The 25,767-nt window shown below is 75.3% G+C and carries 23 protein-coding genes and 1 pseudogene; 4 read left to right on the forward strand and 20 right to left on the reverse strand.

Annotation, left to right across the window (positions count from 1 at the left end):
* Positions 1–2: 2 nt before the first annotated feature.
* The 6 genes from ACI79L_RS04325 to ACI79L_RS04350 all read right to left on the reverse strand — a co-directional run bounded on the left by ACI79L_RS04325 (position 3) and on the right by ACI79L_RS04350 (position 7,160).
* The gene (locus tag ACI79L_RS04325) at positions 3–1,283 is read right to left on the reverse strand and encodes a thymidine phosphorylase (RefSeq protein WP_456935588.1); all 1,281 of its coding nucleotides are present in this window, start codon (positions 1,281–1,283) and stop codon (positions 3–5) included.
* The gene (locus ACI79L_RS04330; protein WP_456935589.1) at positions 1,283–1,699 is read right to left on the reverse strand and encodes a cytidine deaminase; all 417 of its coding nucleotides are present in this window, start codon (positions 1,697–1,699) and stop codon (positions 1,283–1,285) included. The genes ACI79L_RS04325 and ACI79L_RS04330 overlap by 1 nt, the downstream gene beginning before the upstream one ends.
* On the reverse strand, positions 1,700–2,986 hold the full coding sequence (locus ACI79L_RS04335; RefSeq protein WP_456935590.1) for an ABC transporter permease: 1,287 nt from the start codon (positions 2,984–2,986) through the stop codon (positions 1,700–1,702).
* A complete protein-coding gene (locus ACI79L_RS04340; protein WP_456935591.1) occupies positions 2,983–4,239 on the reverse strand; it encodes an ABC transporter permease in 1,257 nt (418 codons plus the stop codon). The genes ACI79L_RS04335 and ACI79L_RS04340 overlap by 4 nt, the downstream gene beginning before the upstream one ends.
* On the reverse strand, positions 4,236–5,843 hold the full coding sequence (locus tag ACI79L_RS04345; RefSeq protein ID WP_456935592.1) for an ABC transporter ATP-binding protein: 1,608 nt from the start codon (positions 5,841–5,843) through the stop codon (positions 4,236–4,238). The genes ACI79L_RS04340 and ACI79L_RS04345 overlap by 4 nt, the downstream gene beginning before the upstream one ends.
* A gap of 261 nt (positions 5,844–6,104) precedes the next feature.
* The gene (locus tag ACI79L_RS04350; protein ID WP_456935593.1) at positions 6,105–7,160 is read right to left on the reverse strand and encodes a BMP family lipoprotein; all 1,056 of its coding nucleotides are present in this window, start codon (positions 7,158–7,160) and stop codon (positions 6,105–6,107) included.
* A 247-nt stretch (positions 7,161–7,407) separates the two neighbouring features.
* Here ACI79L_RS04350 and ACI79L_RS04355 point away from each other — a divergent pair, with 247 nt between their 5' ends.
* The gene (locus tag ACI79L_RS04355; RefSeq protein ID WP_456935594.1) at positions 7,408–8,736 is read left to right on the forward strand and encodes a D-alanyl-D-alanine carboxypeptidase family protein; all 1,329 of its coding nucleotides are present in this window, start codon (positions 7,408–7,410) and stop codon (positions 8,734–8,736) included.
* A 31-nt stretch (positions 8,737–8,767) separates the two neighbouring features.
* Here the strand turns inward: ACI79L_RS04355 and ACI79L_RS04360 are convergent.
* From ACI79L_RS04360 to hisC, 4 genes and pseudogenes are all read right to left on the reverse strand, one after another.
* Positions 8,768–9,457, reverse strand: a pseudogene (locus tag ACI79L_RS04360) (YihY/virulence factor BrkB family protein); the annotation flags it as partial.
* Positions 9,458–9,679: 222 nt separating this feature from the next.
* Positions 9,680–10,249 (reverse strand): 2'-5' RNA ligase family protein, encoded by a 570-nt coding sequence (locus tag ACI79L_RS04365; protein WP_456935595.1) that lies wholly within the window; start codon positions 10,247–10,249, stop codon positions 9,680–9,682.
* Entirely contained in the window at positions 10,246–11,265 is a 1,020-nt protein-coding gene (gene trpS, locus ACI79L_RS04370) for a tryptophan--tRNA ligase (RefSeq protein ID WP_456935596.1), read from the reverse strand. The genes ACI79L_RS04365 and trpS overlap by 4 nt, the downstream gene beginning before the upstream one ends.
* 15 nt (positions 11,266–11,280) lie before the next feature.
* On the reverse strand, positions 11,281–12,420 hold the full coding sequence (hisC, locus tag ACI79L_RS04375; RefSeq protein WP_456935597.1) for a histidinol-phosphate transaminase: 1,140 nt from the start codon (positions 12,418–12,420) through the stop codon (positions 11,281–11,283).
* 56 nt (positions 12,421–12,476) lie between these two features.
* Between hisC and galE the strand changes: the two genes are divergently transcribed.
* On the forward strand, positions 12,477–13,433 hold the full coding sequence (galE, locus tag ACI79L_RS04380) for a UDP-glucose 4-epimerase GalE (RefSeq protein ID WP_456935598.1): 957 nt from the start codon (positions 12,477–12,479) through the stop codon (positions 13,431–13,433).
* A 6-nt stretch (positions 13,434–13,439) separates the two neighbouring features.
* On the opposite strand, the gene ACI79L_RS04385 is transcribed toward galE, so the two are convergent.
* Complete coding sequence (locus ACI79L_RS04385) at positions 13,440–14,759, reverse strand: hemolysin family protein (protein ID WP_456935599.1); 1,320 nt, start codon at positions 14,757–14,759, stop codon at positions 13,440–13,442.
* Between the two features lie 250 nt (positions 14,760–15,009).
* Here ACI79L_RS04385 and ACI79L_RS04390 point away from each other — a divergent pair, with 250 nt between their 5' ends.
* On the forward strand, positions 15,010–16,062 hold the full coding sequence (locus tag ACI79L_RS04390; protein WP_456935600.1) for a CAP domain-containing protein: 1,053 nt from the start codon (positions 15,010–15,012) through the stop codon (positions 16,060–16,062).
* Positions 16,063–16,123: 61 nt separating this feature from the next.
* Here ACI79L_RS04390 and ACI79L_RS04395 read toward each other — a convergent pair whose 3' ends face one another.
* The 5 genes from ACI79L_RS04395 to ACI79L_RS04415 all read right to left on the reverse strand — a co-directional run bounded on the left by ACI79L_RS04395 (position 16,124) and on the right by ACI79L_RS04415 (position 20,696).
* Positions 16,124–16,894: an endonuclease domain-containing protein gene (locus ACI79L_RS04395; protein WP_456935601.1), complete on the reverse strand. Its 771-nt coding sequence runs from the start codon at positions 16,892–16,894 to the stop codon at positions 16,124–16,126.
* Between the two features lie 265 nt (positions 16,895–17,159).
* The gene (locus tag ACI79L_RS04400; RefSeq protein WP_456930210.1) at positions 17,160–18,374 is read right to left on the reverse strand and encodes an NADP-dependent isocitrate dehydrogenase; all 1,215 of its coding nucleotides are present in this window, start codon (positions 18,372–18,374) and stop codon (positions 17,160–17,162) included.
* 69 nt (positions 18,375–18,443) lie between these two features.
* Positions 18,444–19,397 carry a malate dehydrogenase gene (gene mdh, locus ACI79L_RS04405; RefSeq protein WP_456930211.1) on the reverse strand — a complete coding sequence of 318 codons (954 nt, stop codon included), beginning with the start codon at positions 19,395–19,397 and terminating at the stop codon, positions 18,444–18,446.
* A gap of 53 nt (positions 19,398–19,450) precedes the next feature.
* Positions 19,451–19,750: a DUF3017 domain-containing protein gene (locus ACI79L_RS04410; RefSeq protein ID WP_456935602.1), complete on the reverse strand. Its 300-nt coding sequence runs from the start codon at positions 19,748–19,750 to the stop codon at positions 19,451–19,453.
* Between the two features lie 73 nt (positions 19,751–19,823).
* On the reverse strand, positions 19,824–20,696 hold the full coding sequence (locus ACI79L_RS04415; RefSeq protein WP_456935603.1) for a bifunctional methylenetetrahydrofolate dehydrogenase/methenyltetrahydrofolate cyclohydrolase: 873 nt from the start codon (positions 20,694–20,696) through the stop codon (positions 19,824–19,826).
* A 94-nt stretch (positions 20,697–20,790) separates the two neighbouring features.
* On the opposite strand from ACI79L_RS04415, the gene ACI79L_RS04420 reads away from it, so the two are divergent.
* On the forward strand, positions 20,791–21,396 hold the full coding sequence (locus tag ACI79L_RS04420) for a hypothetical protein (protein WP_456935604.1): 606 nt from the start codon (positions 20,791–20,793) through the stop codon (positions 21,394–21,396).
* A 114-nt stretch (positions 21,397–21,510) separates the two neighbouring features.
* Here ACI79L_RS04420 and ACI79L_RS04425 read toward each other — a convergent pair whose 3' ends face one another.
* From ACI79L_RS04425 to ACI79L_RS04440, 4 genes are read right to left on the reverse strand one after another with little or no spacing between them, the layout of a single operon-like run.
* Complete coding sequence (locus ACI79L_RS04425; protein WP_456935605.1) at positions 21,511–22,155, reverse strand: pentapeptide repeat-containing protein; 645 nt, start codon at positions 22,153–22,155, stop codon at positions 21,511–21,513.
* Positions 22,152–23,705 carry a bifunctional phosphoribosylaminoimidazolecarboxamide formyltransferase/IMP cyclohydrolase gene (gene purH / locus ACI79L_RS04430; protein WP_456935606.1) on the reverse strand — a complete coding sequence of 518 codons (1,554 nt, stop codon included), beginning with the start codon at positions 23,703–23,705 and terminating at the stop codon, positions 22,152–22,154. The genes ACI79L_RS04425 and purH overlap by 4 nt, the downstream gene beginning before the upstream one ends.
* The gene (purN, locus tag ACI79L_RS04435; protein ID WP_456935607.1) at positions 23,702–24,310 is read right to left on the reverse strand and encodes a phosphoribosylglycinamide formyltransferase; all 609 of its coding nucleotides are present in this window, start codon (positions 24,308–24,310) and stop codon (positions 23,702–23,704) included. The genes purH and purN overlap by 4 nt, the downstream gene beginning before the upstream one ends.
* A 31-nt stretch (positions 24,311–24,341) precedes the next feature.
* Positions 24,342–25,538, reverse strand: coding sequence for a cell division protein PerM (locus tag ACI79L_RS04440; RefSeq protein ID WP_456935608.1), 1,197 nt, complete (start codon positions 25,536–25,538; stop codon positions 24,342–24,344).
* Between the last annotated feature and the right edge of the window lie 229 nt (positions 25,539–25,767).

Below are 25,767 nucleotides of genomic sequence, written 5' to 3' on the forward strand. Positions count from 1 at the left end.
GACTACGCGGAGATGCGGTCGATCAGCAGGGGCAGCGGCTCGTCGCCGGTGTCGACGCCGACCGCGCCCTCCAGCGCCTCCAGCGCCCGCGGGATGCGCGCGGCGTCGTCGGTGTGCAGCTCGAGCAGCGGCTGGCCCTCGGTCACCCGCTCCCCCACCGTCGCCGTCCAGGTGACGCCGGCGGCGGCCGAGACCGGGTCCTCCTTGCGGGCGCGGCCGGCACCCAGCCGCCAGGCGGCGACGCCCAGGGCGTACGCGTCCAGGCGGGTGAGCGTGCCGGTGGCCGGCGCGGTCACCACGTGCCTCTCCGCCGGCTGCGGCAGCGGCGCGTCGGGGTCGCCGCCCTGCGCGGCGATCATCCGCCGCCACACGTCCATCGCCCGGCCGTCGCGCAGCGCGTCGGCGGGGTCGACGTCGGGCCGGCCGGCGCCGGTGAGCATCTCCCGCGCCAGGGCCAGGGTCAGCTCGACGACGTCGGCCGGGCCCCCGCCGGCGAGGACCTCCACCGACTCGGCGACCTCGACGGCGTTGCCGGCGGCGCGGCCCAGCGGCCGGTCCATGGCGGTCACCAGCGCCACGGTGTTCACCCCGGCCGCCTCGCCGAGGCCGACCATCGTGCGGGCCAGCTCGCGGGAGGACTCGGGGTCCTTCATGAACGCCCCGGAGCCGGTCTTGACGTCGAGCACCAGCGCGTCGGCGCCCTCGGCGATCTTCTTGCTCATGATCGAGCTGGCGATCAGCGGGATGGACTCGACGGTCGCGGTGACGTCGCGCAGCGCGTAGAGCTTCTTGTCCGCCGGCGCGAGGTCGTGCCCGGCGGCGCAGATGACCGCGCCGACCTCGGCGAGCTGCCGGAGGTAGGCGTCCTCGTGGACGTCGGCCCGCCAGCCGGGGATCGACTCCAGCTTGTCCAGCGTGCCGCCGGTGTGCCCCAGGCCCCGGCCCGACAGCTGCGGCACCGCCACGCCGCAGGCGGCGACCAGCGGCGCGAGCGGCAGGGTGGTCTTGTCGCCGACCCCGCCGGTGGAGTGCTTGTCGGCGGTCGGCCGGCCCAGCGAGGACAGGTCCTTGCGCTCGCCGGAGTCGATCATCGCCTGCGTCCACACCGACAGCTCGCCGGCGGACATGCCCCGGAAGAACACCGCCATGAGCAGCGCGCTCATCTGCTCGTCGGGGATCGCGCCGTCGGTGTAGGCGCCGATCACCCAGCGGATCTGCTCGTCGGTGAGCCGGCCGCCGTCGCGCTTGGCGCGCAGCACGTCGATGGCGTCGAACGCGGCCATCAGCCCTGCCCCCGCTCCGCCGCGGCGACCAGGTCGTCGGGGCCGAAGGCGTCGGGCAGCACCTCGCGCATGGGCACGATGCCCAGCGAGACCGTCTCGATGAGCATGTCGGCGCCGCCGTGCTCCCACAGCAGCTGCCGGCACCGGCCGCACGGCATGAGCGGCTGCCCGTCCCCGCCGACGCAGGCCACCGCGACGAGCCGGCCGCCGCCGGTGCGGGCGAGGTCGCTGACCATCCCGCACTCGGCACACAGGCCCAGGCCGTAACTGGCGTTCTCGACGTTGCAGCCGGTGACCACCCGGCCGTCGTCGACCAGCCCGGCCACGCCCACCGGGAACCGCGAGTACGGCGCGTAGGCGTGCGTCATGGCCTCCCGGGCCGCCGTGCGCAGGGCGTCCCAGTCGACGTCCCCCATCTAGTTCTCTCCTCTTCGGTAGACGAGCCCGTCGGCCTTCGGCATGCGCAACCTCTGCGAGGCCAGCGACAGGACCAGCAGCGTGGTCAGGTGCGGCGTGAACGAGACGATGCCCGGCGGCAGCTGGTCGACGGTCACGAAGCCGATCAGCGAGGCCGCGGCGACGATGCCCGCGATGCCCGCCACCAGCAGCTTGCCGCGCCGGGCCTGCACGACCGCGATCACCGCGAGCAGGATCGCGACCAGCAGGAACAGCGCGACGACGGCGGCGCGGCTGCGCAGCTGCAGGGCGTCGGTGAAGCCGAACAGCCCGGCGCCGGCGGCCAGCCCGCCCGGGCGCCAGTTGCCGAAGATCAGCGCCGCGAGGCCGATGAACCCGCGGCCGTTGACCTGGCCCTCGCGGTAGATGCCGGCGATGAACACGAGGAACACGCCGCCGAGTCCGGCGAGCCCGCCGGAGATGACCACGGCGACGTACTTGAGCCGGTAGACCGGCACGCCGAGCGAGTCGGCGGCGGCCGGGTTCTCGCCGCAGGAGCGCAGCCGCAGGCCGAACGCCGTCCGCCACAGCAGCAGGTAGGACGCCGGGACGAGCAGGATCGCGATGAGCGTCAGCAGGCCCAGGCCGCTGGTGAGCCCGCGCAGGATGCCGGCCAGGTCGCTGACCAGGAACCAGTGCCGCGCCTCCAGCGAGCCGAGCAGGTCCGGGCCCGAGGACAGCACCGGGACGGAGAAGTCCGGCGGGTTCCCCTTGACCGGCGGGGACTGGGTGACGCCGCCACCGGCCGGGTTGTCGGTGTACAGCAGCTCGGAGAGGAACCGCACGACACCGGCGGCGAGGATGTTGATCGCCACACCGGAGACGACGTGGTCGACGCCGAAGGTCACCGTGGCCACCGCGTGCAGCAGCCCGCCGAGGGCGCCGAACAGCAGGCCGCCGACGACGGCGGCGCCCCAGCCCCACTGGTAGCCGGCGAACCCGGCGCCCCAGGTGCCGAGGGTCATCATCCCGTCGAGGCCGATGTTGACCACGCCCGCGCGCTCGGAGTACAGGCCGCCCAGCGCGGCCAGGCCGATCGGCACCGCCAGCAGCAGCGCCGCGGCGATCGTGGAGGAGCTGGTGAGCGCCTGCTGGCCGCTGATGACGCGCACCAGCGAGAACAGCAGCACGATGCCCACGAGGATCCAGGTGATCCGGCGGGCCCGGCCGCCGCCGGTGAACAGGTCGGTCACCGGGCCGCGGCCCGTCCGGGTCCCCCTGTTCGAGGGTGACGCCACGGTGCTCACGCGCCGGTCTCCTGCCGCTCGTCGGAACGCTGCCCGGCGCCGGTCGTCCGGCTCACGCCGGTGCCGGTGCCCTCGCCGCCGTCGGCGGCGCCCCCGGTCGAGGCCGCGCCGGAGGCGGCCTGCCCGGGTCCGGTGCCGCCGTCGCCGGCGACCGCGGCCGCCGGTGCCGCGCCGCGCTCGGCCGAGCGGCGGGCCACCCGGCGGGCGATCTCGTTGGCGACGACGACGGAGAGCACGATCGTGCCCTGGAAGATCGTCACCACCGACGCCGGGTAGTCGGCGATCTGCAGCGGCACGAGCGCCCGGTCGAGGAAGGCGAACAGCAGCGCGGCGAGCGCGATGCCGCCCGGCCGGTTGCGGCCCAGCAGCGCCACCGCGATGCCGAGGAAGCCCAGCCCGGAGGTGAAGTCGGTGGTGTAGGCGTGCGTCGAGCCGAGCAGGTCGGGCATGCCGATCAGCCCGGCGACCGCGCCCGACAGCAGCATCGTCTTGACGACCATGCCGCGGGCGTCGACGCCGCTGGCGGTGGCCGCCGAGGGCGAGAGGCCGGCGGCGCGCAGGTCGAAGCCGAAGCGGGTGCGGTTGAGCAGCACCGCGATGAGCACACCGACCACGACCGCCACGAGCAGGAACCCGTAGAGCTGCCGCGGCGGGTTCGCCAGCCCCAGCACCCCGAAGACGCCGTTGAGGCTCGGCATCCAGCCCGACTCGGGGATGTCGGCGGTGCTGATGATCGAGGCGCCCTCCGGGCTCCCCCGCAGCGGGCCGGTGAGCAGGTAGGACGCGATGCCCAGCGCGATGACGTTGAGCATGATCGAGCTGATGACCTCGCTGACGCCGCGGGTCACCTTGAGCACCGCGGCGATGCCGGCCCAGATCGCGGCGACGAACATCGCCACCACCACGATGAGCAGCACGTGCAGCGGGCCGGGCAGCGCCACCGCGGCGCCGACGCCGGCGGCGATGATGGTCGCCAGCCGGTACTGGCCCTCGACGCCGATGTTGAACAGGCCCATGCGGAAGGCGATGGCCACCGCGAGCCCGGCGAGGAACAGCGGCACCGCCCGGTTGAGGATCACGACCAGCGCGGTGACCTGCTGCGACGGGGTGTCGCCGAAGTCGACCATGACCTCGAACACCCGCAGCGGGTTGACCTGCAGGGCGGCCATGACCGCCGAGGAGATGACGAGCGCGACGACGACGGCGAGGACCGGCGCGAACAGCGCCAGGCCGATCCGGCGGAGGACGGTCACGCGGCACCCGCCGTCGTCCGGGCCCCGGTCATGTACCCGCCGAGCTCCTCGGGGGTGACCGCGGACGGGTCGAGGGTGGCCACCATCCGGCCGCGCAGCATGACGTGCAGCGTGTCCGACAGGCCGATGAGCTCGTCGAGGTCGGCCGAGATCAGCAGGATCCCCATCCCCTCCGCGCGGGCGTCCTCGAGCAGCCGCCAGATGGCCCCCTGGGCGCCGACGTCGACGCCGCGGGTCGGGTGCGCGGCCAGGAGCAGCCGGGGCGCGGCGCTCATCTCCCGGCCGACGATCAGCTTCTGCTGGTTGCCGCCGGACAGGGCGACGGCCAGCGTGTCCGGGCCGGGGGCGCGGACGTCGTACTCGCGCATGATCCGCGCGGTGTCGGTGCGGGCGCTGCGGCGGTCGATGAAGGGGCCCTTCACCGCCGGCGGGCGGGTCTGGTGGCCGAGGATCCGGTTCTCCCAGAGCGGGGCGTCCAGCAGCATCCCCTGCCGGTGCCGGTCCTCGGGGATGAAGCCCAGGCCGGCCTCGCGGCGGGCGCGGGTGGACCAGGTGGTGATGTCGTCCCCGCCGAGCAGCACGGTGCCCGACGCCAGCGGGCGCAGGCCCATGACGGCGTCGACGAGCTCGGCCTGGCCGTTGCCCTCGACGCCGGCGATGCCGACGACCTCGCCCTCGCGGACGGTCAGCGTGACGTCGTCGACGGGCGGGCGGCCGGTGGGCGAGGAGACGGTGACCTCGCGCAGCTGCAGCACCGGCGTCTCGCGGACCGTGGAGGTGCGGGTCTCCGGCGAGGGCAGCTCGGTGCCGACCATCATCTCGGCGAGCTGGCGGGCCGTCGTCGTCCTCGGGTCGGCGGTGCCCACGGTGGTGCCGCGGCGGATGACGGTGATCGAGTCGGCCACCTTCCGCACCTCGTCGAGCTTGTGCGAGATGAAGATGACCGTCAGGCCCTCGCGCTTGAGCTCGGCGAGGTTGCCGAACAGCTCGTCGACCTCCTGCGGCACGAGGACGGCGGTCGGCTCGTCGAGGATCAGGGTCCGCGCGTTGCGGTAGAGGACCTTGGCGATCTCGACCCGCTGCCGGTCGCCGACGCCGAGGTCCTCCACGAGGGTGTCGGGGCGCAGGCCGAGGCCGTAGCGGTCGGAGATCTCGAGGATGCGGCGGCGCGCGGTGGCGCGGTCGAGCCGGCCGCCGCGGGTGGGCTCGCTGCCGAGGACCACGTTCTCGAGGACGGTGAAGTTGTCGGCGAGCATGAAGTGCTGGTGCACCATGCCGATGCCGGCGGCGATCGCGTCGGCCGGGCTGCGGAAGTGCACCTCGCGCCCGTCGAGCAGGATCTGGCCCTCGTCGGGGCGGTGCTCGCCGTAGAGGGTCTTCATCAGCGTCGACTTGCCGGCGCCGTTCTCCCCGACGATCGCGTGCACCTCGCCGCGGCGGACCCGCAGCTCGATGTCCTTGTTCGCGACCACCCCGGGGAACCGCTTGGTGATGCCGCGCAGCTCGACGGCCAGGGGCGCGGCCTCGCCGTCGCCGCCACCTGCCCCGCTCCCGCCCTTGCTGAGGCGTGCCGGCGTCCCCGCCGGGGTGCCTGCTGTGGCCATGGTGGGCCCTTCCCTGTCGCTGCGGCCCGCGGGTGCGCGGGCTCGCGTCCACTCTGCTGCACCGGGACCGCGGGATCGACCGCGTCCCGGCCGGTGCACGGGCGCCGGACCTCCCCGTCCGGCACCGGCTGCGCATCCTCCCCGACGAGTGTGACGGCCGGGAGGAGCACCCCCTCACGACGACGGCGGGCCCGGGGGACGTGCTCCCCGGACCCGCCGCGTGCGTGTGCGCAGATCAGCCGGCGCGGTCGCCGGCCGGCGTCACGGGGTCGTCGGGACCTCGATCTCGCCGTCGACGATCTGCTGGCGGTAGTCGTCGATCGTCGACTGGATGTCGTCGATGAACCCGCCGGAGGTGGCCAGGCCCACGCCGTCCTGCTCCAGGTCGTAGACGATGTCGGCGCCGCCCTCGACGCTGCCGTCGACGTAGGAGTCGATGAACGACGACACCGCGGTGTCGACCCGCTTGAGCATCGAGGTCAGGATGACCGCCTGCAGCGCCGGGTCGTCGACGGTCTGGTACTGGTCGGAGTCGACGCCGATGGCGCGCTTGCCGGCCGCCGCGGCCGCCTGGAAGACGCCGAGGCCCGAGCCGCCCGCCGCGTGGTAGACGATGTCCGCGCCGGCCTCGTACATGCCCTGGGCGACCAGCAGGCCGCGGTCGGGGGCGTTGAAGCCGGTGAAGTCACCGGCCGGCGAGATGTACTGCCGGTCGATGGTGATCTGCGGGTTGACCGCCTGGGCGCCGGCCACGTAGCCGGCCTCGAACTTCTGGATCAGCGGGGTCTCCACGCCGCCGACGAAGCCGATGTGGCCGGTCTCGGACTTGGTCGCCGCGGCGACACCGGCGAGGAAGGAGCCCTGCTCCTCGCTGAACAGCAGGCCGGTGAGGTTGTCCGCGCCGACGTCGGCCGCCGACGAGTCGATGATCGCGAAGGTCGTGTCGGGGTACTGCTCCACGACGTCGCCGATGACCTCGCCGTAGGCGAAGCCGACCGCGATGATCGGGTTGTAGCCCTCGTCGGCCAGCTGGGTCAGCAGGTCGGCGCGGTTGGAGGCGTCGGCGTTGGGGCTGAGGTCCTGGAACTCGCCGCCGTGCTCCTCGACGGCGGCCTCGAGGCCGGCGACCGCCGCGTCGTTGAACGAGCGGTCACCACGGCCGCCGGTGTCGAAGGCCAGGCCGATGCGCAGCTCCTCGGCGCTGCCGCCCTCGCCGCCCCCGCCGCCGGCGGCGGGCTCGTCGCTGGCGCAGGCCGCCAGGGCCATGCTGCCGGCCAGCAGCAGGGCTGCGGCCTTCATCTTCCGCGCTCGGCGCAAGACGATCTCCTCTCTGGAGGGAGCTGCCCGCGAAGGACGCGGAGGGCGCTCCCGTGGGTCCTGGTCGCGGCCGCCCGCGGGCGGCCGCCCGGACGTGGACGACGTCGGCACGCTAACCGCGCTCTCCGGGCAGGTCGCCATGCCTGCGGCGGACCGAGACGGGATCGTTGTGAAGCGGCCGGGATCCGTGGCCCCCGCCACTGCGCCCGGTCCCCGCAGGTGGCGCCGCCGGGGCTAGCGTCCCCCCGTGCATCGACGACGGGGTGCGCTCGCGGCCGTCCTGGCCGCGCTGGCCGTCCTCCTCGGGGGCGGCCCGGCGGTGGCCGCCCCGGACCCCGCGCGGCCCACCGCCGACCTCGCCGCCCCGACCCCGACCGCGCCGCTGCCCGGCGGCCCGCCGCAGGGCGAGGGCCCGGGCGGGGTCACCGTGGGCGGGGAGGGACTGGACACCCGCGGCACGGTCGTCGTCGTCGGCGCGCCGCCGCTGCCGGCCGACGTCGTCGCGGCCGGGTGGCTGGTGGCCGACGCCGGCACCGGGGACGTCCTGGCCGCCCGCGACCCGCACGGCCGCTACTACCCGGCGAGCACGCTCAAGACGCTGACGCTGCTCACCCTGGCGCACCGGCTGGACCCGGCGGCGGTGGTCGCCGGCACCGTCGAGGACGAGGCGATGGAGGGCAGCAAGGTCGGGATCGTGGCCGGCGGCCACTACCCGGTCGGGCTGCTGTTCCAGGCGCTGGTCATGCAGTCGGGCAACGACGCGGCCAACGCGCTGGCCCGGGCGTTCGGCGGGACGGAGGCGACCGTGGCCGCGATGAACGCCACCGCCCTGGAGCTCGGCGCCTTCGACACGGTGGCGGGCTCGGCGTCGGGCCTCGACGTCGCCGGGCAGTCCTCCTCGCCCTACGACCTGGCGCTGGTCTTCCGGGCACTGGTCGCCGACCCGCTCACCGCCGGGATCCTGATGACGCCGACGGCGCAGATGCCCGGCGTCGAGGGCCGCTCGCCCGGCTTCCAGATCCAGAACCAGAACCCGCTGGCCGGCTACCCGGGGACGCTGGGCGGCAAGACCGGCTTCACCGACGCCGCCCGGCACACCTTCGTCACCGCCGCCGAGCGCGACGGGCGGCGGCTGGTGGTCAGCGTCATGGGCACCGAGAACGTGCCGCGCCGCGCCGCCGACCAGGCCGCGCTGCTCCTCGACTGGGGGTTCACGGTGCCGCCGTCGCTGGGCGGGGTCGGCACGCTGGTCGACTCCGCCGCCGACGTCGTCCCTCCCGAGCCGACGACCACCGCCGCCCCCTCCCCCGCGGGGCCGGCCGAGGTCGCCGCCGGCCCGGCCGAGTCCGCTCCCCCCGTGGACGACGGCCCGCCGGCCCTGAGCGCGGTGGCGCTCGGCGCGGCGGCGGTCGCGGTGGTGGCCGCGACGCTCATCGGCCGGCGGCGGGCGGTGCGCCGGGCTCCGCCGGCACCGGCGGGTCCTCCGGGCCGGGGCGCCCGGGACCGGCAGGGTCCTCCGGGGCGGTCGGGACCGTCCGCTCCAGGGCCGGGAGGGTCGCCGTCCACGCCGCGGTGAAGAACGCGAACCGGGCCACGAGGTTGATCCAGACCAGGATGCCGACGGCGCCGCCGAACGCCGACGAGGTGACGCTGCCGGAGATCAGCGACAGGTAGAGGCTGCCGGCCAGCTTCATCAGCTCGAACCCGGCCGCGCCGAAGACCGCGCCGGGCAGGAGCAGCCGCAGCGGGTGCGACGTCGAGGGCACCACCCGCAGCAGCCACAGGAAGACCAGGACGTCGCCGCCGAAGGCGAGCACGATGCCGAGCACGCTGCTGACGGCGCCCCAGCCCGGCGCGTCCTCCACGCCGAAGGCCGTCAGGACGCCGTTGGTGGCCTGGGTGGCGAACCCGGTCAGGCCGATGGAGGCCAGGCCGGCTCCGCCGAGGGCGACGAGCGCGACGAGGTCGGCGAGGTTGTCCCGCCAGAACTCGGGCTCGTCGACGTGGCCCTTCCAGATGCGCTCCATGCCGATCCGCAGCTTGTCCATCGCGCGCAGGCCCGCGTAGAGGAAGCCCGCGACGCCGATCAGCCCGGTGATGCCGGCCGCGCTGACGGCCGAGCGCAGCTCCCGGACGATCTGCTCCCCGGTCGAGCCGGGGAACGCCTCGCGGATGGCGTCGTAGAGCTCCTGCTGGAGCAGCGCGTCGCCGGAGAGGACCAGCGCGATGACCGACGCGACCAGCAGCAGCACCGGGAACAGCCCGAGGAACACGAAGTAGGTGACGCCGGCGGCCATGAGGTCGCCCTGGGTGCGGGTGTAGCGGCCCCCGGCCCGCGCCAGGTGGTCGAACCAGGGCCGACGGCGGCGCTGGCCGTCGACGACGGCGGTGATCCGGGAGCCGACCCCGGCGACGCGGGACCAGGGCGCGCGGACGACGTCGGCGGCGCGCGACCGTCCGTCCCGGGGTGCACCCACCGGTCCGAGTCTGGCCCCTGGACGGGGGTGCCGCGCGGGGGCCTAGTGCGGCGGGCCGGTGAGGGGGTACTCGCGGGCGACCGCCCAGGTGCCCTCCGGCGTCTGCTCGAACTCGGTGAACGAGGTGACGCGGAACTCCGCGGAGAGGTCGCCGAGGCCGGTGTAGGCCAGCTCGAGCATGTCGCGCGGGACGTCGTGCGCCACGGTCACGTGCGGGTGGTACGGGTAGCTCAGCGAGCGGGCCAGCGGGCCGGACCGGACGTCGGTGGCGAGCAGCTCGCAGTTGCCGATGCCGCGCGCGACGGCGACGAACACGACCTCCGAGACCGGCGTGAACGTGCCGGTGCCCGACAGGTGCATGTCGAAGGGCGGGTGCGCCGCGGCGACGCGCACCAGGTGCTCGGTGATGGCCGCCCGGTCGGCGCAGGCCACCTCGGTGGGCGGCAGGAGCGTGACGTGCGGCGGCACGAAGCCCGCCTGCGGGTCGCCCACCTTGGCGCGCCAGTCGGTGAGCAGCTGCGCCCACGGCTCGGGGATCGGCACCAGGACACCGACGACGGCGGTCTCCGGCGGCGCCAGCCGGGCGCGCGGGACGAACGTGTCGTCGTTCACGACCCCGCCACCGGCGCGAGGAAGCCGACCCGCTCGTAGGCCGTGCGGACGGTCTCCCCGGCCACCTCGCGCGCCCGGGCCGCGCCGGCGGCCAGCAGCCGCTCGAGCTCGGCGCGGTCGTCGAGCAACTCGTGGGTGCGCTCGCGGACCGGCGTCACGAACTCGGCGACGACCTCGGCGAGCTCCTTCTTGAGGTCGCCGTAGCCGCGGCCGGCGAAGCGCTCCTCCAGCTCCGCGACCGGGGTGCCCGACAGCGCGCTGTGGATGGTCAGCAGGTTGGTGACGCCGGGCTTGGCCACCGGGTCGGCCACGACCTCGCGGCCGGTGTCGGTGACCGCCGAGCGGATCTTCTTCGCCGTCACCTTGGGGTCGTCGAGCAGGAACACGCAGCCGGCCGGCGGCAGGCTCTTGCTCATCTTCTTGTCCGGTGACTGCAGGTCCATGATCCGCGCGCCGCCGGCCGGGACGAGGGTCTCCGGCAGCGTGAAGGTCTCGCCGAAGCGCCCGTTGAAGCGGGTGGCGAGGTCCCGGGTCAGCTCCAGGTGCTGGCGCTGGTCCTCACCGACCGGCACCTGGTCGGCCTGGTAGACGAGGATGTCGGCGGCCTGGAGGACCGGGTAGGTGAACAGTCCCACCGAGGCCGAGGCGGTGCCCTCCCGCTGGCTCTTGTCCTTGAACTGGGTCATCCGGCCGGCCTCGCCGAAGCCGGTGAGGCACTCGAGCACCCACGACAGCTGCAGGTGCTCGGGCACGTGGCTCTGCACGAACAGCGTGCTGCGCTGCGGGTCGACGCCGAGGGCCAGCAGCTGGGCGGCCGAGACCAGGGTGTTCCGGCGCAGCTCCGCGGGGTCCTGCGGCAGCGTGATCGCGTGCAGGTCGACGACGCAGTAGAAGGCCTCGGTCGTCTCCTGCAGCGCGACCCACTGGCGGAGCGCACCGAGGTGGTTGCCGAGGTGGAAGGAGCCCGCCGTCGGCTGGATGCCGGACAGGACACGGGGAAGAGGCACGACGGCCATCAAACCAGCCGCGCGCTAGGCGACCGGCGCGCCGGGGCGCACCGTGTCGGGGGTCGTGGCGGCGAGCACGTCGTCGAGCGCGGCGAGGAACAGGTCGTCCTCCTCGGGCGTGCCGACGGTCACCCGGATGCCCTCGCCGGCGAACGGCCGGGTGATGACGCCGCGGGCCTCCAGCGCCGCGGCGGTCGCGGCGGACGGCTCCCCCAGCGGCAGCCACACGAAGTTCGCCTGGCTGTCGGGCACCTCCAGGCCGCGCCCGCGCAGGGCGGCGGTGAGCCGGTCGCGCTCGGCGACGACGGCCGCGACGCGGCGGCGGACCTCGTCCTGGCTGCCGAGCGCGGCGACGGCGGCCGCCTGGGCGAGCATCGACACGCTGAACGGCACGTGCGTGCGGCGGACGGCGTCGGCGACGGCGGGGTCCTCCGCGACCAGGTAGCCGACCCGCAGGCCGGCCAGGCCCCAGGCCTTGGAGAACGTGCGCAGCACCGCGACGTTCGGGCGCCCGCGCATCAGCTCCAGGCCGTCGGGGACGTCGGGGTCGGTGACGAACTCGCGGTAGGCCTCGTCCAGCACGACCAGCACCGTCGCGGGCACCCGGTCGAGGAAGCGCTCGAGCTCCGCCCGCCGGACCGCGGTGCCGGTCGGGTTGTTGGGGTTGCACACGAACAGCAGCCGGGTGTCGTCGTCGACCGCGGCGGCCAGCGCGTCGAGGTCGTGGGTGTCGGGGGCGCCGCCGGGGAGCGAGGGCACCAGCGGCACCTGGACGCTGCGCGCGCCGGCGACCTGCGCCAGCAGCGGGTACATCTCGAACGAGCGCCAGGCGAAGGCGATCGCCGTCCCGGGGTCGTTGAAGGCCTGGGCGAGCTGCTGGCAGAGCATGACCGCGCCGCAGCCGGGGACCACCTGCGCCGGGTCGACGCCGTAGTGCTCGGCGAGCGCGGCGGTGAGGACGGCGGCCCCGTTGTCGGGGTAGCGGTAGGTCTCCCCCGCCGTCTCCGCCAGCGCCCGCACGACGGCCGGCAGCGGCGGGAAGGGCACCTCGTTGCTGGCCAGCTTGACCGCGCGGTCGACGCCGAGCTCGCGCGCCAGGTCGGCCGGGTTGCGCCCGGGCTTGTAGGCGGGCAGCGCCTGGACGGCCGGACGGGCAGTGACCACGGGGCTCGACCTCCGCGCGCCCGGTGCTCCCGGGCGCCGACTCCTAGGGTGGCCCCATGCGCGTTCTCGTCGCCGGTGGGGCCGGCTACATCGGCAGCGTAGTCACCGCCGCCCTCCTCGAGGGCGGCCACGAGGTCACCGTGCTCGACGACCTGTCCACCGGGCACGCCGACGCCGTGCCCGAGGGCGCCCGGTTCGTGCAGGCCACGCTGCAGGACTCGGCGCCGGTGCTGGCCGAGGTGCGGCCGGAGGCGGTGCTGCACTTCGCGGCGAAGAGCCTGGTCGGCGAGTCGCAGGTGAGGCCGGAGATCTACTGGGAGCACAACGTCGGCGGGTCGCTGGCGCTGCTCGAGGCGATGCGCGCGGTCGACTGCCGGCGGATCGTGTTCTCCTCCACCGCCGCCACCTACGGCGAGCCCGAGCAGGTGCCGATCCGCGAGGATGCGCAGACCCGGCCGACCAACACCTACGGCGCCACGAAGCTCGCCGTCGACGCGATGCTGACCTCGTACGCGACCGCGTACGACTTCGCCGCGGTGAGCCTGCGGTACTTCAACGTGGCCGGCGCCGCCTACGGCCTGGGCGAGCGGCACACCACCGAGACCCACCTCATCCCGATCGCGCTGCAGGTGGCCGCCGGGAAGCGCGAGGCGATGACCATCTACGGCGAGGACTACCCGACGCCGGACGGCACCTGCATCCGCGACTACATCCACGTCTCCGACCTCGCCGACGCGCACCTGCTCGCGCTGACCGCCCCGGAGCCGGGCGAGCACCGGATCTACAACCTGGGCAACGGCACCGGGTTCTCCGTGCAGCAGGTGGTCGACGCCGTCCGCGAGGTCACCGGGCACCCGGTGCCGGTGCAGGTCGGCGACCGGCGGGCCGGCGACCCGGCGCAGCTCGTCGCCTCCAGCGACCGCATCCGCGCGGACCTGGGCTGGACGCCCCGGCACCCCGACCTGGCCGGCATCGTGCGCGACGCGTGGGAGGTCGCGCAGAAGCGCGGCTAAGCGGCCTCAGCCGGCCGGGGTGTCCTCCCCGGCCGGCTCGACGTCGGGCGCCCGGGTGACCGAGAGCCGGGCGATCCGGCGTCCGTCGAGCTCGAGGACGGTGAGCGTGCGGCCCTCCACCTCCACGGCGTCGCCGACGTCCGGCAGCCGGCCGAGCTCGGCGAGCACGTAGCCGGCGACCGTCTCGTACGGGCCCTCGGGCAGCCGCAGGCCGGTGACCTGCGCGAAGTCGTCGAGGTTGAGCAGCCCGTCGACGTCGTGCGGCCCGCCGGGCTCCTCGCCGTCCTCGGCGGCGACCTCCTCGTCGTACTCGTCGTAGATCTCCCCGATGACCTCCTCGATGAGGTCCTCGAGGGTGACGATCCCGTCGGTGCCGCCGTACTCGTCGACGACGATCGCCAGGTGCTGGTTCTCCCGGCGCATCTCCGACAGCGCCGTCAGCACGCCCGCGGTGCCGGGCAGCCGCTTCACCTCGCGGGCCATGTCGCCCACGGTCGCCGCGCGCCCGGCCGGGTGGGTGGGCAGCAGCAGGTCCCGGACGTGCACGAACCCGACGACGTCGTCCTGGTCGCGGCCGGTGACCGGGTAGCGCGACCAGCCGGACTCGGCGACCTGCCGGGCGGCGCGGCTGACCGTCGTCGTCGCGTCGAGGAACTCGACCTCGGTGCGCGGGGTCATCACCTCGCGCACCTCGCGGTCGCCGGCGCGGAACACCTCGTCGATGAGCCGCCGCTCGTCGCTGGACAGCGACTCGTGCGCGGCGACGAGGTCGCGCAGCTCCTCCTGGCTGATCGCCTCGCCGCTGGCCCTGGGATCGCCGCCGAGCAGCCGGACCAGCACGTTCGTCGACGCCGACAGCAGCCAGATGACCGGGCGGGACAGCCGGGCGATGGTGTTGAGCGGCCGGGCGACGAGCAGCGAGAAGCCCTCGGCGCGCTGCAGCGCGAGCCGCTTGGGGGTCAGCTCCCCCACGACCAGGGACACGTAGCTGATCGCGACGGTGACCAGCACGAGGGCCAGCGGGTCGGCGACGCCCTCGCGGAGGCCGCGGCGGACCAGCCAGCCGCTGAAGGGCTCGGCCAGGGTGCTGGCGCCGAAGGCGGCGGACAGGAAGCCGGCGAGGGTGACGCCGACCTGGACGGCGGCGAGGAACCGGTTGGGGTCGCCGAGCAGCCGGGCCAGCGCGCGGCCGCGGCGGCCCCGCTCCGACAGCACCCGGACCTGGGCCTCGCGCAGGGACACGAGCGCGATCTCCGCGCCGGCGAACACGCCGCCGATCAGCACGAAGACGACGACCATGACGATGTCGAGCCAGACGTCGCTCACCGGCGGCGTGCTCCTCGCGTCTCGGGGTGGTGGTCCGTCCATGCTGCCCGGAGGGGGACCCGAAACCCACCGCGCGTCCGGGAGACGTCCCCCACGGCCCTTCCTGTGACCTCGGTCACGTCACCCTCCCGGGCGACCTCCGGCTACGGCTACTCTCCACGAAGTCACAGAAAGCGACTTGTCGACTTCGTGAGGTAATCGCCCCGTGCGCCACCGGTCTTCCCCGCCGTCCGCCCGCCACGCCGCTCCGGTGGCTCCCTCGCGCCCGTCGCGGCGCCGGGCCCGCGCGCGTCGCCTGCTGCCGGTCCTGCTGGTCGTCCTCGTCGTGGGCGGCATCGCGCTGCTCGTGCCGCTGATGGCCGCCGGCCGGGGCGCGCTGTCGACGGCGGAGTCCGCGGCGACCTCCGCGGCGGACGCGGTGGAGGACGGTGCCGACGACGGCGCCGAGCGCACCGGCGTGGTCACGATGGGCGTCGACGGCGCCCCGACCACCGCACCGGGGACGACGCCCGGCGCGCCCGGCTCGTCGGCACCGGGCTCGTCGGCTGCGGGCTCGTCGGCTGTGGGCTCCCCCGCGCCGGGCTCGTCGGCGGCGGGCACCTCCGCGCCGGGGACCTCGTCGTCGGCCGGCGGCCCCACCGCCGCCGGCGGGGACCCGTCGTCGGCGTCCTCGTCGTCGTCGGCCGGGTCCTCGTCGTCCGGGTCCTCCTCGGCCGGGTCATCGTCGTCCTCCTCGTCCTCGTCCCCGGCGGGCACGTCGTCGGCTCTGCCCGGCTCCGCGGCCCCCTCGTCGGCCGGGTCCTCGTCGGCCGGGTCGTCGTCCGCCGGGGCCTCGTCCGCATCGGCGGCGGGGCCGGAGACGCAGACGCCCACTCCGTCGTCGGAGCCGGCGCCCGCGCCGGTGGCCCGCACCGCCGCCCCGGCCGACCCGTCGGCGGAGGCCGCGGTGCTGACCCTGGTCAACCAGGAGCGCGCCGCCGCCGGGTGCGCGCCGGTGGTCGCGGACGCGGCGCTGGCCGCCGTCGCCCGGGCGCACAGCGCGGACATGCGCGACCGCCGCTACTTCTCGCACGACACCCCCGAGGGGCTCGACCCGTTCGACCGGGCCCGGGCCGCAGGCGTCGGCAACGCGCGGGCGGAGAACATCGCCCAGGGCCAGCGCGACCCGGCCGCGGTGATGGCGGCGTGGATGGGCAGCCCCGGCCACCGGGCGAACATCCTGGACTGTTCGCTGACGACGCTGGGCGTGGGTGTGGCCGAGGGCTCCGGCGGGCCCTGGTGGACCCAGCTCTTCGGCGCCTGAGCCCTCACCGCGCGGGCACGAACACACGCTGAGCGCCCTCTCGCCGGAGCGAAGGGGGCGCTCAGCGTGTGTTCGTCGCTGCCTGCCGCCGGGCGCGGAGCGCACGCACCCGCGCCACCAGCAGGTCCGGTCGCCGGAGGTCGTCGACCGTCACGTGCAGGACGATCCATCCCGCGGCGTTGAGGCGGTTGAGCCGGCGGCGGTCGTCCAGGAACGTCCGGCGCTCCGCGTGCCACAGCCCGTCGTACTCGACGGCCAGCCGCAGCTCGGGGTACGCGAAGTCGACCCGCGCGACGAACCCGGCGTCGTCGAAGACGCGGTGCTGGGCCACCGGCGGCATGCCGGCCCGGTGCAGGAGGAGGCGCAGGCGGGTCTCCTGCGGTGACTCGGCCAGCCCGTCCGCCAGCCCCGCGACCAGCCGGGCCTGCGCGCTCCCCCGGCAGACGGGGAGCGTCGCCGCGGCCTCGCGGACGTCGTCCAGGGCCGCCAGGCCCGCCCGCACCAGCCGGTCGAGCAGGACGACCGCCTCGTCGCGGTCGCCGAAGCGGGTGAGGTCGACCGCGGTGTCCACGCGCGGGAGACAGCGCCACGCACCCCGCCGCACCAGTCGCTGCCCGGGGAGCAGGCTCCGGACCCGGACCCCGTCCCCGGCGTTCCACCGTCGGTCACCGGTCAGCACGACCTCGACCGGGTCGTCGGGACCGGCGACGTCGGGCACGCCCCACAGGACGGCGGCACTGCGGCCGCAGAAGCCCGCGCCCGGGGGCAGCGTCAGCCCGACCGCGCTGACCAGCAGTCGGTGGGTGACGGGGACCGAGGCGTCTGCGTACACGTCCCGCCTGAGCCGGACCCAGGCGGAGCTCCGCAACTGCTTCGGCGTCAGGAGCCCCCGCCGCACGACGGCGCTGCCACGGAATACGCGCCCTCGCAGCTCGGGGGGACGCGAGGGCGGGGTCGGCACGAGCCGACCCTGCCGGGCCCGGGACCCGCGGAACGGCTGTCCACAGGCCGAGGACACGCCAGTGGCCCCCTCGGACGTGCCGAGAGGGCCACTGGTGTGTGCTCGTCGCCCGAGCAGGGCGACGTCAGCGACTACGTCAGGCCATGGCCTTCTGCAGGTTGGTGTCGATGGCCGCCAGGAAGTCCTGGGTGGTCAGCCACGGCTGCTCCTTGCTGATCAGCAGGGCGAGGTCCTTGGTCATCTGACCGCCCTCGACGGTGTCGATGCAGACCTTCTCGAGGGTCTCGGCGAACCGGGTGACCTCGGGGGTGCCGTCCAGCTTGCCGCGGTGGGCCAGGCCCCGCGTCCAGGCGAAGATCGACGCGATCGGGTTGGTCGAGGTCTCCTTGCCCTGCTGGTGCTGGCGGTAGTGCCGGGTCACCGTGCCGTGGGCGGCCTCGGCCTCGACGGTGCGGCCGTCGGGGGTCATGAGCACCGAGGTCATGAGACCCAGCGAGCCGAAGCCCTGCGCGACGGTGTCGGACTGGACGTCGCCGTCGTAGTTCTTGCACGCCCAGACGTAGCCGCCCTCCCACTTGAGGGACGCGGCGACCATGTCGTCGATCAGCCGGTGCTCGTAGGTGATGCCGGCCTGCTCGAACTGGTCCTTGAACTCGGTCTCGAAGACCTCGGCGAAGATGTCCTTGAACCGGCCGTCGTAGGCCTTGAGGATCGTGTTCTTCGTCGACAGGTACACCGGGTAGCCGCGCTGCAGGCCGTAGTTCATCGAGGCCCGGGCGAAGTCGCGGATGGACTCGTCGAGGTTGTACATCGCGAGCGCGACGCCGGCGCCGGGCGCCTGGAAGACCTCGTGCTCGATGGGCGCGGAGCCGTCCTTCGGCGTGAAGGTCACCGTCAGGGTGCCCTCGCCGGGGAAGCGGAAGTCGGTGGCGCGGTACTGGTCACCGAAGGCGTGACGGCCGACGATGATCGGCTTGGTCCAGCCCGGCACCAGCCGCGGCACGTTCTGCATGATGATCGGCTCGCGGAAGATGACGCCGCCGAGGATGTTGCGGATCGTCCCGTTCGGGGAGCGCCACATCTTCTTGAGGCCGAACTCCTCGACCCGCGCCTCGTCCGGGGTGATGGTGGCGCACTTGACGCCCACGCCGTGCTTCTTGATCGCGTTGGCGGAGTCGACGGTGACCTGGTCGTCGGTGGCGTCGCGGTGCTCGATGCCCAGGTCGTAGTACTCCAGGTTCACGTCGAGGTACGGCAGGATCAGCTGGTCCTTGATGAACTGCCAGATGATCCGGGTCATCTCGTCGCCGTCGAGTTCGACGACGGTGCCCTCGACCTTGATCTTGCTCACGTCAGACATTCCCTCTCTGCAGCCCCGGCCCGTCGGGCCGGGAGTCGGTCAGGTCGCGGTGCAGTCGCTCTACAGCTCCGCGACGTCGGCCTGCTTGGCGCGCACGGCCTCGGCCGCCTCGCGCAGCCCGGCCAGCTCGCTCTCGGTGAGGTCCCCCTCGACCACCCGGCGCACACCCGCACGCCCGATCTCTGCCTCGACGCCGAGGTAGACGCCGGAGATGCCGTACTCGCCGTCGACCCAGGCGCACACCGGCATGACGGCGCCGGAGTCCTCCATGACGGCGCGGGCCATCCGGGCCGCGGCCGCCGACGGCGCGTAGTACGCCGACCCGGTCTTGAGCAGCGCGACCACCTCGGCGCCGCCGTTGCGGGTGCGCTGCACGAGGTGCTCGACGCGGTCGGGGGCCAGGACGTCGGCCAGCGGCTTGCCGTCGACGGTGCAGCGCGAGGGCACCGGCACCATCGTGTCGCCGTGCGAGCCGAGGGTCAGGGTGCGCACCGAGGACACCGGGACGCCGAGCTCCTCGGCGACGTTGTTGGTGAACCGGGCGGTGTCGAGCATCCCGGCCTGGCCCATCACCCGCTCCTTCGGGAAGCCGGTGGCCAGCTGCGCCAGGGCAGTCATCTCGTCCAGCGGGTTGGACACCACGATGACGACGGCGTCCGGCGAGGTCCGCGCGACGTTCTCGGACACGTCCCGGACGATCTTCGCGTTGGTCTCGATGAGGTCCATGCGGCTCATGCCGGGCTTGCGCGGCAGGCCGGCGGTGATCACGACGACGTCGGATCCCTCGGTGCCCTCGTACGAGCCGCCGCCGACACCGACGACCCTCGTCTCGAAGCCCTCGATCGGGCGGGACTGGTTGATGTCGAGGGCCAGGCCCTCGGGCTTGCCCTCGACGATGTCGGTGAGGACGACGGTCTCGAAGACGTCGTACTCCGCGAGCCGGAGGGCGGTGGTGGAGCCGTAGAAGCCGGCACCGACGACGGTGACCTTGCCGTTCCTGGGCTGCTCTGCCATGGCCGTCAACCTAGACCCGGGACCCCGGTCGCCGCGCCCGCGGGCCGACGCGCTCAACTGCCCGGGACGACGAGGGTCAGTGCCGACAGCGCGACCCCCGTCCCGGCCATGAGGACGACGTCGACCGCCCGGCTGCGGACGGCGAGGAAGCCGACCCGGCGGACGGGGAGCACCAGCCGCAGCACGGCCGCGCCGACGAGCGCCAGCCCGACCACCAGCAGGCCGCGCCGCCAGTGCTCCAGCGCCACCATCCCGAGCCCCACCGCGACCACGACCAGCACCGCGAACAGCGGCAGCTGGCGCAGCAGCCCGGCCAGGAACGGCCGGCGCAGGTACAGCGGCGGGCGGGTCACGCGTCCTCCTCGCGGGCGCTCGTCGACCACGTGCCCAGGGGTGCTCTGCTCCCGCGTGACCTCGCGAGCTCGGTCACGATGCGGTGAGCACCTCGTCCGCGGCGGCCCGCTCGGCGGCCAGCACCACGTTCTGCAGGAGCATCGCCCGGGTCATCGGCCCGACCCCGCCGGGGTTGGGCGCCACGTGCCCGGCCACCTCGACGACGTCCTTGGCGACGTCGCCGGCGATCTTCCCGTCGACCCGGCTGACGCCGACGTCGAGCACCGCGGCGCCCGGCTTGACGACGTCGGCCGTGACGAGTCCCGGCACGCCCGCGGCGGCGACGATCACGTCGGCGGTGCGCAGGTGCGCGGCCAGGTCCCGGGTGCCGGTGTGGCAGAGGGTCACCGTGGCGTTCTCGGTGCGCCGGGTGAGCAGCAGCCCGAGCGGGCGCCCGACGGTGATCCCGCGCCCGACGACGACCACCTCCGCGCCGGCCACCGGGACGTCGTAGCGGCGCAGCAGCTCGACGATGCCGACCGGCGTGCACGGCAGCGGCCCGTCGACACCGAGCACCAGCCGGCCCAGGTTGACCGGGTGCAGGCCGTCGGCGTCCTTGGCCGGGTCCATCGCCTCGAGGACGGCGTACTCGTCGACCTGGCGGGGCAGCGGCAGCTGGACGATGTAGCCGGTGCACGCCGGGTCGGCGTTGAGCTCCTCGACGACGGCGAGGACGTCGGCGAGCGTGGCGGTGGCGGGCAGCTCGCGCTGGATGCTGGCGATGCCGACCTGCGCGCAGTCGGAGTGCTTGGCGTTGACGTACCAGCGGCTGCCCGGGTCGTCGCCGACCAGCAGCGTGCCGAGGCCCGGCCGGTGGCCGGCCGCCGTCAGGGCCGCGACCCGCGCGGTGAGCTCCTGCCGGATGGTGGCTGCGGTCGCCTTGCCGTCGAGGATCGTCGCGGGCACCCCGACAGTGTGCCGGAGGCGCCTCCCGGCCGACCGCCGCGGCCCTACGCTTCGGGGCGAGCCCCCGCACGGCCGGATCCCTCGAGGAGAGCTGATGACCGAGCGCGACCCGTCCACCCGGCAGCTCGGCGCCGACCGGCGGGAGCAGACCACGCCCGGTCTGGCGCCCGTGGCCGGCTCGTCCGCAGTGGGCCCCGGCGCGTACGGCCAGGCGGCCCCGAACCCGTACACGACGCCCAGCTACTCCGACCGGCCGGTGCCGGTGCGCGGGCCGGACTCGCTCGGCGGGCTGCTGCTCATCCTGGCCGGCATCGCCGCCGCGGTGAGCCTGCCGCTGCGCTGGCTGGCGGGGGGCGACACCGGCTGGGGGCTCGTCCGGCGCGGCTTCGACGAGGCGGGCGCCGGCTTCGGCTCGCTGGTGAACTCCGGCTTCTGGCAGCCGCTCGCCGTCGTCCTGGGCGGGGGCGTGCTGTTCCTGCTCGGGATCCTGCTGTGGCTGCCCGCGCGGACGCACCGCCTCCTCGGCGTCCTCGCGCTGCTCGTCAGCGCGCTGGCGATCGCCGCGGTGCTCGTGCCGTTCGCCGCGGAGGACTGGGACCCGTCGGCGTTCGGCCTCGGCTTCTGGTTCGCCTGCGCCGTCGGCGTCCTCGGCCTGCTCGGCGCGCTCAAGGCGATGCTCACCGGCCCGCGGTACCGATGACGTCGTCGGCCTACCGGCCGACACCGCGGCCAGGAGCGGTCCCCGGCCCGCGCTGAGCCGCTGCCGGCGCTGGATCGCGGGAGCCTCCGGCGCCCACTCCTCCCGCCGCCTCGCTCACCCCTCGACGAGGGCACCGTGGGCGCGGGCGACCTGCACCGCCTGCACCAGGTCGATCCGGACGCCGGTGAGGTCCACACCCCGCCACGGCCAGGCCTCGGTGGCCGCGCCGCGCAGGTCGGTGCCGCGCAGCTTCGCGCCCTGCAGGCGGGCGCGGTCGAGATCGGCGCCGGTGAGGTCGCACTCGCGCAGGTCGGCGTCGGTGAGATCGGCCTCGCGGAACCGCTGACCGGACAGGTCGCTGCCGGACAGGTCGACGCCGCGCAGCGACGTCCAGCTCCAGTCCGAGTCGGTGCTGGTCAGCGGCCGGACGACGGCGCCGGGGAACTGCGAGCCGGTGAGCTTGCAGCCCTCCCACACGGCGTCGATCAGCCGGGCGCGGTCGAACCGGCAGGACAGGAACGCGCTGCCGCGGTGCCGCGAGCCGCTCATCCGCACGCCGGTGAGGACGCAGGAGTCGAACACGCAGCGGCGGGTGACCAGCTCGGTGAGGTCGGCGTCGTCGAACCGGCAGCGGGTGAAGGTGACGCCGTCGAGCTCGGCGCCCCACCAGTCGACGCGGGCGAGGTCGGCGTCCTGCAGCTCCTCCCCCGGCCCGGGCGGGCCGACGTGGGGCCGGCCCCTCGATGCGCCCGGCCTCAATGCGCGAAGTGGCGGGTGCCGGTCAGGTAGAGCGGGACGCCGGCCGCGCGCGCCGCGGCGACGACCTCCTCGTCGCGCACCGACCCGCCCGGCTGCACCACCGCGCGCACCCCGGCGTCGAGCAGCACCTGCAGGCCGTCGGCGAAGGGGAAGAACGCGTCCGAGGCGGCCACCGACCCGGCGGCCCGCTCCCCTGCCCGCGTGACCGCCAGCCGCGCGGAGTCCACCCGGTTCACCTGGCCCATGCCGACGCCGACGGTCGCCTTGTCGTGGGCGAGCAGGATCGCGTTGCTCTTCACCGCGCGGACCGAGCGCCACGCGAACACGAGGTCGTCGAGGCCGGCGGCGTCCAGCGGCTCCCCGCAGGCCAGCGTCCACGTGGTCGGGTCGTCGCCGGCGGCGTCGACGCGGTCGGCGCTCTGCAGCAGCAGCCCACCGCCGACCGGCCGCAGCTCGACCGGGGGCCGGCCGGCCTCGGGCAGCCGCAGCAGCCGGATGTTCTTCTTCGCCGTCAGCACCTCGACGGCGTCGGCGGTGAACGACGGCGCGACGACGACCTCGGTGAACACGCCGGCCACCTGCTCGGCCATCGCCAGGTCGACCTCGCGGTTGGCCGCGATGACGCCGCCGAAGGCCGAGACCGGGTCGCAGGCGTGCGCCTTGCGGTGGGCGGCGGCGACGTCCGGGCCGACGGCGATCCCGCACGGGTTGGCGTGCTTGATGATCGCCACGCACGGGTCGTCGTGGTCGTGCGCGGCCCGCCACGCGGCGTCGGTGTCGACGTAGTTGTTGTAGGACATCTGCTTGCCGTGCAGCTGCTCGGCGTGCGCCAGCCCCCGCTCGCCGGCGCGGTAGAGCGCCGCCCGCTGGTGCGGGTTCTCGCCGTAGCGCAGCACGTCGGCGCGCTCCCAGGTCGCGCCGACCCAGGACGGGAAGCCCGACCCGTCGTCCGGCGCCAGCACGTTGCCCATCCAGGAGGCGACGGCGATGTCGTAGGTGGCGGTGTGCCGGAAGGCGGCCACGGCCAGCCGCTGCCGCTCGGGGAGCGTGAAGCCGCCGGCGGCCACGGCGGCGAGGACGTCGCCGTACCGGGCGGGGTCGACGACGACGGCGACCGACGGGTGGTTCTTCGCGGCCGCGCGCACCATCGCCGGGCCGCCGATGTCGATCTGCTCGACGCACTCGTCCGGCGTCGCCCCCGAGGCCACGGTCTCCGTGAACGGGTAGAGGTTCACGACGACGAGGTCGAAGGCGGCGACGCCGAGCTCCTCGAGCTGCGCGACGTGCTCGGGCTTCCGCCGGTCGGCGAGGATGCCGGCGTGCACGGCGGGGTGCAGCGTCTTGACCCGCCCGTCGAGGCACTCGGGGAACCCGGTGACCTGCTCGACCGGCGTGACCGCGATCCCGGCGTCGGCGATCCGCCGCGCGGTGGCCCCGGTGCTCACCAGCTCCACGCCGGCGTCGGCCAGGCCGCGGGCGAGCTCCTCGATCCCGGTCTTGTCGTAGACGCCCAGCAGGGCACGGCGCACCGGCGTCCGGGTGTCGCTCATCGGGGGCTCTCCTCCGTCGTCCCGGTGACGAGTCGCGCCACCGTCTCCACCAGGAGCGTCCGCTCCACGGCCTTGATGCGTTCGTGCAGGCGGTCCTCGTCGTCGCCCGGCAGCACCGGCACCTCGCGCTGGGCGAGCACCGGGCCGGTGTCGACGCCGGCGTCGACCAGGTGCACCGTGCTGCCGGTGACGTCCACGCCGGCGGCCAGCGCGTCGCGGACGGCGTGCGCGCCCGGGAAGGCCGGCAGCAGCGCGGGGTGGGTGTTGACCAGCCGGCCCTCGTAGCGGGCCAGGACGGCGGGGCCGACGATCTTCATGAACCCGGCCGACACCACCAGGTCGGGCTCGTGCGCGGCGATCGCCTCGGTCAGCGCGCGGTCCCAGGCGGCCCGGTCGGGGAAGTCGCGCAGCGCGACGGTGAAGGTCGGCAGGCCGCGGAGGCGGGCGTGCGCGAGCCCGGCGGCGTCGCGGTCGGCGCCGACGGCGACCACCTGCGCCGGGTAGCCGGGGTCGTCGGCGGCCTCGAGCAGCGCGGCGCACAGCGAGCCGGTGCCCGAGATCAGCACGACGACCCGCGCCCGCGGGGAGGACTCGGGGCCGGGCACGTCCGCGACCCTATCGACGGCGCCGGGCCCCTCAGCCGAGGGACCGCCAGCGCGCGGTGGCCGCCCCGACCGCCGCGGCGATGCCGGCCTGCAGCGCGACGGCGAGCGCGGTGGCCACCGGCGGCGCGCCGACGTCGGCGAGCGCGCCGTCGCCCAGCGACCCGCCGGCCACCGCGGCGAGGACGCCCACGGCCACCCCGAGGGCGGCGCCGGCCGGCACGCCCCACAGGCCGGCGACCACCGAGCCGCCGTCGTCGTCGGTCATGCGGCGGCCCAGCGCCACCCCGGTGACCAGGCCGGCCAGCGCCGGGACCGCCTGCGAGACGAACGCCAGCAGCGGCACCGCCTGGGTGTCGGGCAGCGCGGCCAGCAGCGGCAGCGCCGGCACCGGACCGAGGCTGATGCCGTGCACCGAGACGACGGTGCCGGCGCCGACGGTGAACCCGGGCCCGGCCGCCACGCCGAGCGCGGCCGCGGCGGCGTTGGGCAGCAGCAGCGCCCCGAGCGCCAGCGTGCCGACCGCGCCGGCGCCCGAGCCGCCGAGGGCGCCGGCGACCGCCGCGTACCCGGCGGCGTCCGCGGCCAGTGCGACGGCGACGACGGCGAGGCCCAGCGCCCCCGCGGCGAGCAGCCCGGCGAGGACGGCGGGCAGCAGCGGGCGCACCGGCCCGGGCAGCCGGTCGAGGACGCCGTCGAGCAGGTCGCCCTCGCGCAGGACGCCCCAGCCGGCGGCGACCGCGGCGAGGACGGCGGCGCCGACGGCGCAGCGCAGCAGGTCGGTGCGGGCGCCGGGCCCGTCGACGGCGAGCCCGAGCAGGACGGCGAGCAGCGCGTGCACCGCGACCGCGGTCGCCACGACGCCGGCCACTGCGCGGGCACCGGCCGGCTCGGCGACGCGCACCACGCCCCGCCCGGCGCGGTCGAGCCCCCAGGCGACGGCGAGGGTGAGCAGCAGCGGCGCGAGGACCAGCGGCCCCGACGGCAGGTCCAGCCCGCCGCCGTTGGCCAGCAGCCACAGCCGGCCGCCGACGCGGGCCGCGCTCGGGACCGACAGCCCGCCGGCCGGGTCCAGCGTCTCGACGACGACGACCGCGAGGCCCAGCCCGAGCAGCCCGAGCAGCGTGACCGCGGCGGTGGCGGCGGCGGTCAGCGCGGCCGGGTACCAGGGCCGCCCGGCACCGGGGCCGCGCTGTCCCGGCAGGGGCAGGCGCGCCAGCAGGGAGACCACGCCCCCACTCTCGCAAGCGTCCCCGCCGTCTGTCCGCCGCACGCGCCGGGAAGGCGCTGTGACGCCGACGAGGGCCGGCGGCAGGTGCCGCCGGCCCTCGTCGGGACGGTGGGCCCCCGACCGGGGGCGGGCGGGGGAGGGCTTGCCGTGGCCCGACGCGGAGGAGCCGCCCTGCTGCCCGGAGGTCGGCTGACCCGGGTCGGTGGCCGGCGACGGGGTGTACGGCTGG

The organism is Geodermatophilus sp. SYSU D00684, from assembly GCF_054050455.1.

Coding starts and splice junctions, on each gene's coding strand:
- trpS (WP_456935596.1), bottom strand. CDS start 11,265: ATGGCCGTCGTGCCTCTTCCCCGTGTCCTGTCCGGCATCCAGCCGACG.
- ACI79L_RS04420 (WP_456935604.1), top strand. CDS start 20,791: ATGACCGAGCGCGACCCGTCCACCCGGCAGCTCGGCGCCGACCGGCGG.
- ACI79L_RS04330 (WP_456935589.1), bottom strand. CDS start 1,699: ATGGGGGACGTCGACTGGGACGCCCTGCGCACGGCGGCCCGGGAGGCC.
- mdh (WP_456930211.1), bottom strand. CDS start 19,397: ATGGCAGAGCAGCCCAGGAACGGCAAGGTCACCGTCGTCGGTGCCGGC.
- purH (WP_456935606.1), bottom strand. CDS start 23,705: ATGAGCGACACCCGGACGCCGGTGCGCCGTGCCCTGCTGGGCGTCTAC.
- galE (WP_456935598.1), top strand. CDS start 12,477: ATGCGCGTTCTCGTCGCCGGTGGGGCCGGCTACATCGGCAGCGTAGTC.
- ACI79L_RS04345 (WP_456935592.1), bottom strand. CDS start 5,843: ATGGCCACAGCAGGCACCCCGGCGGGGACGCCGGCACGCCTCAGCAAG.
- ACI79L_RS04325 (WP_456935588.1), bottom strand. CDS start 1,283: ATGGCCGCGTTCGACGCCATCGACGTGCTGCGCGCCAAGCGCGACGGC.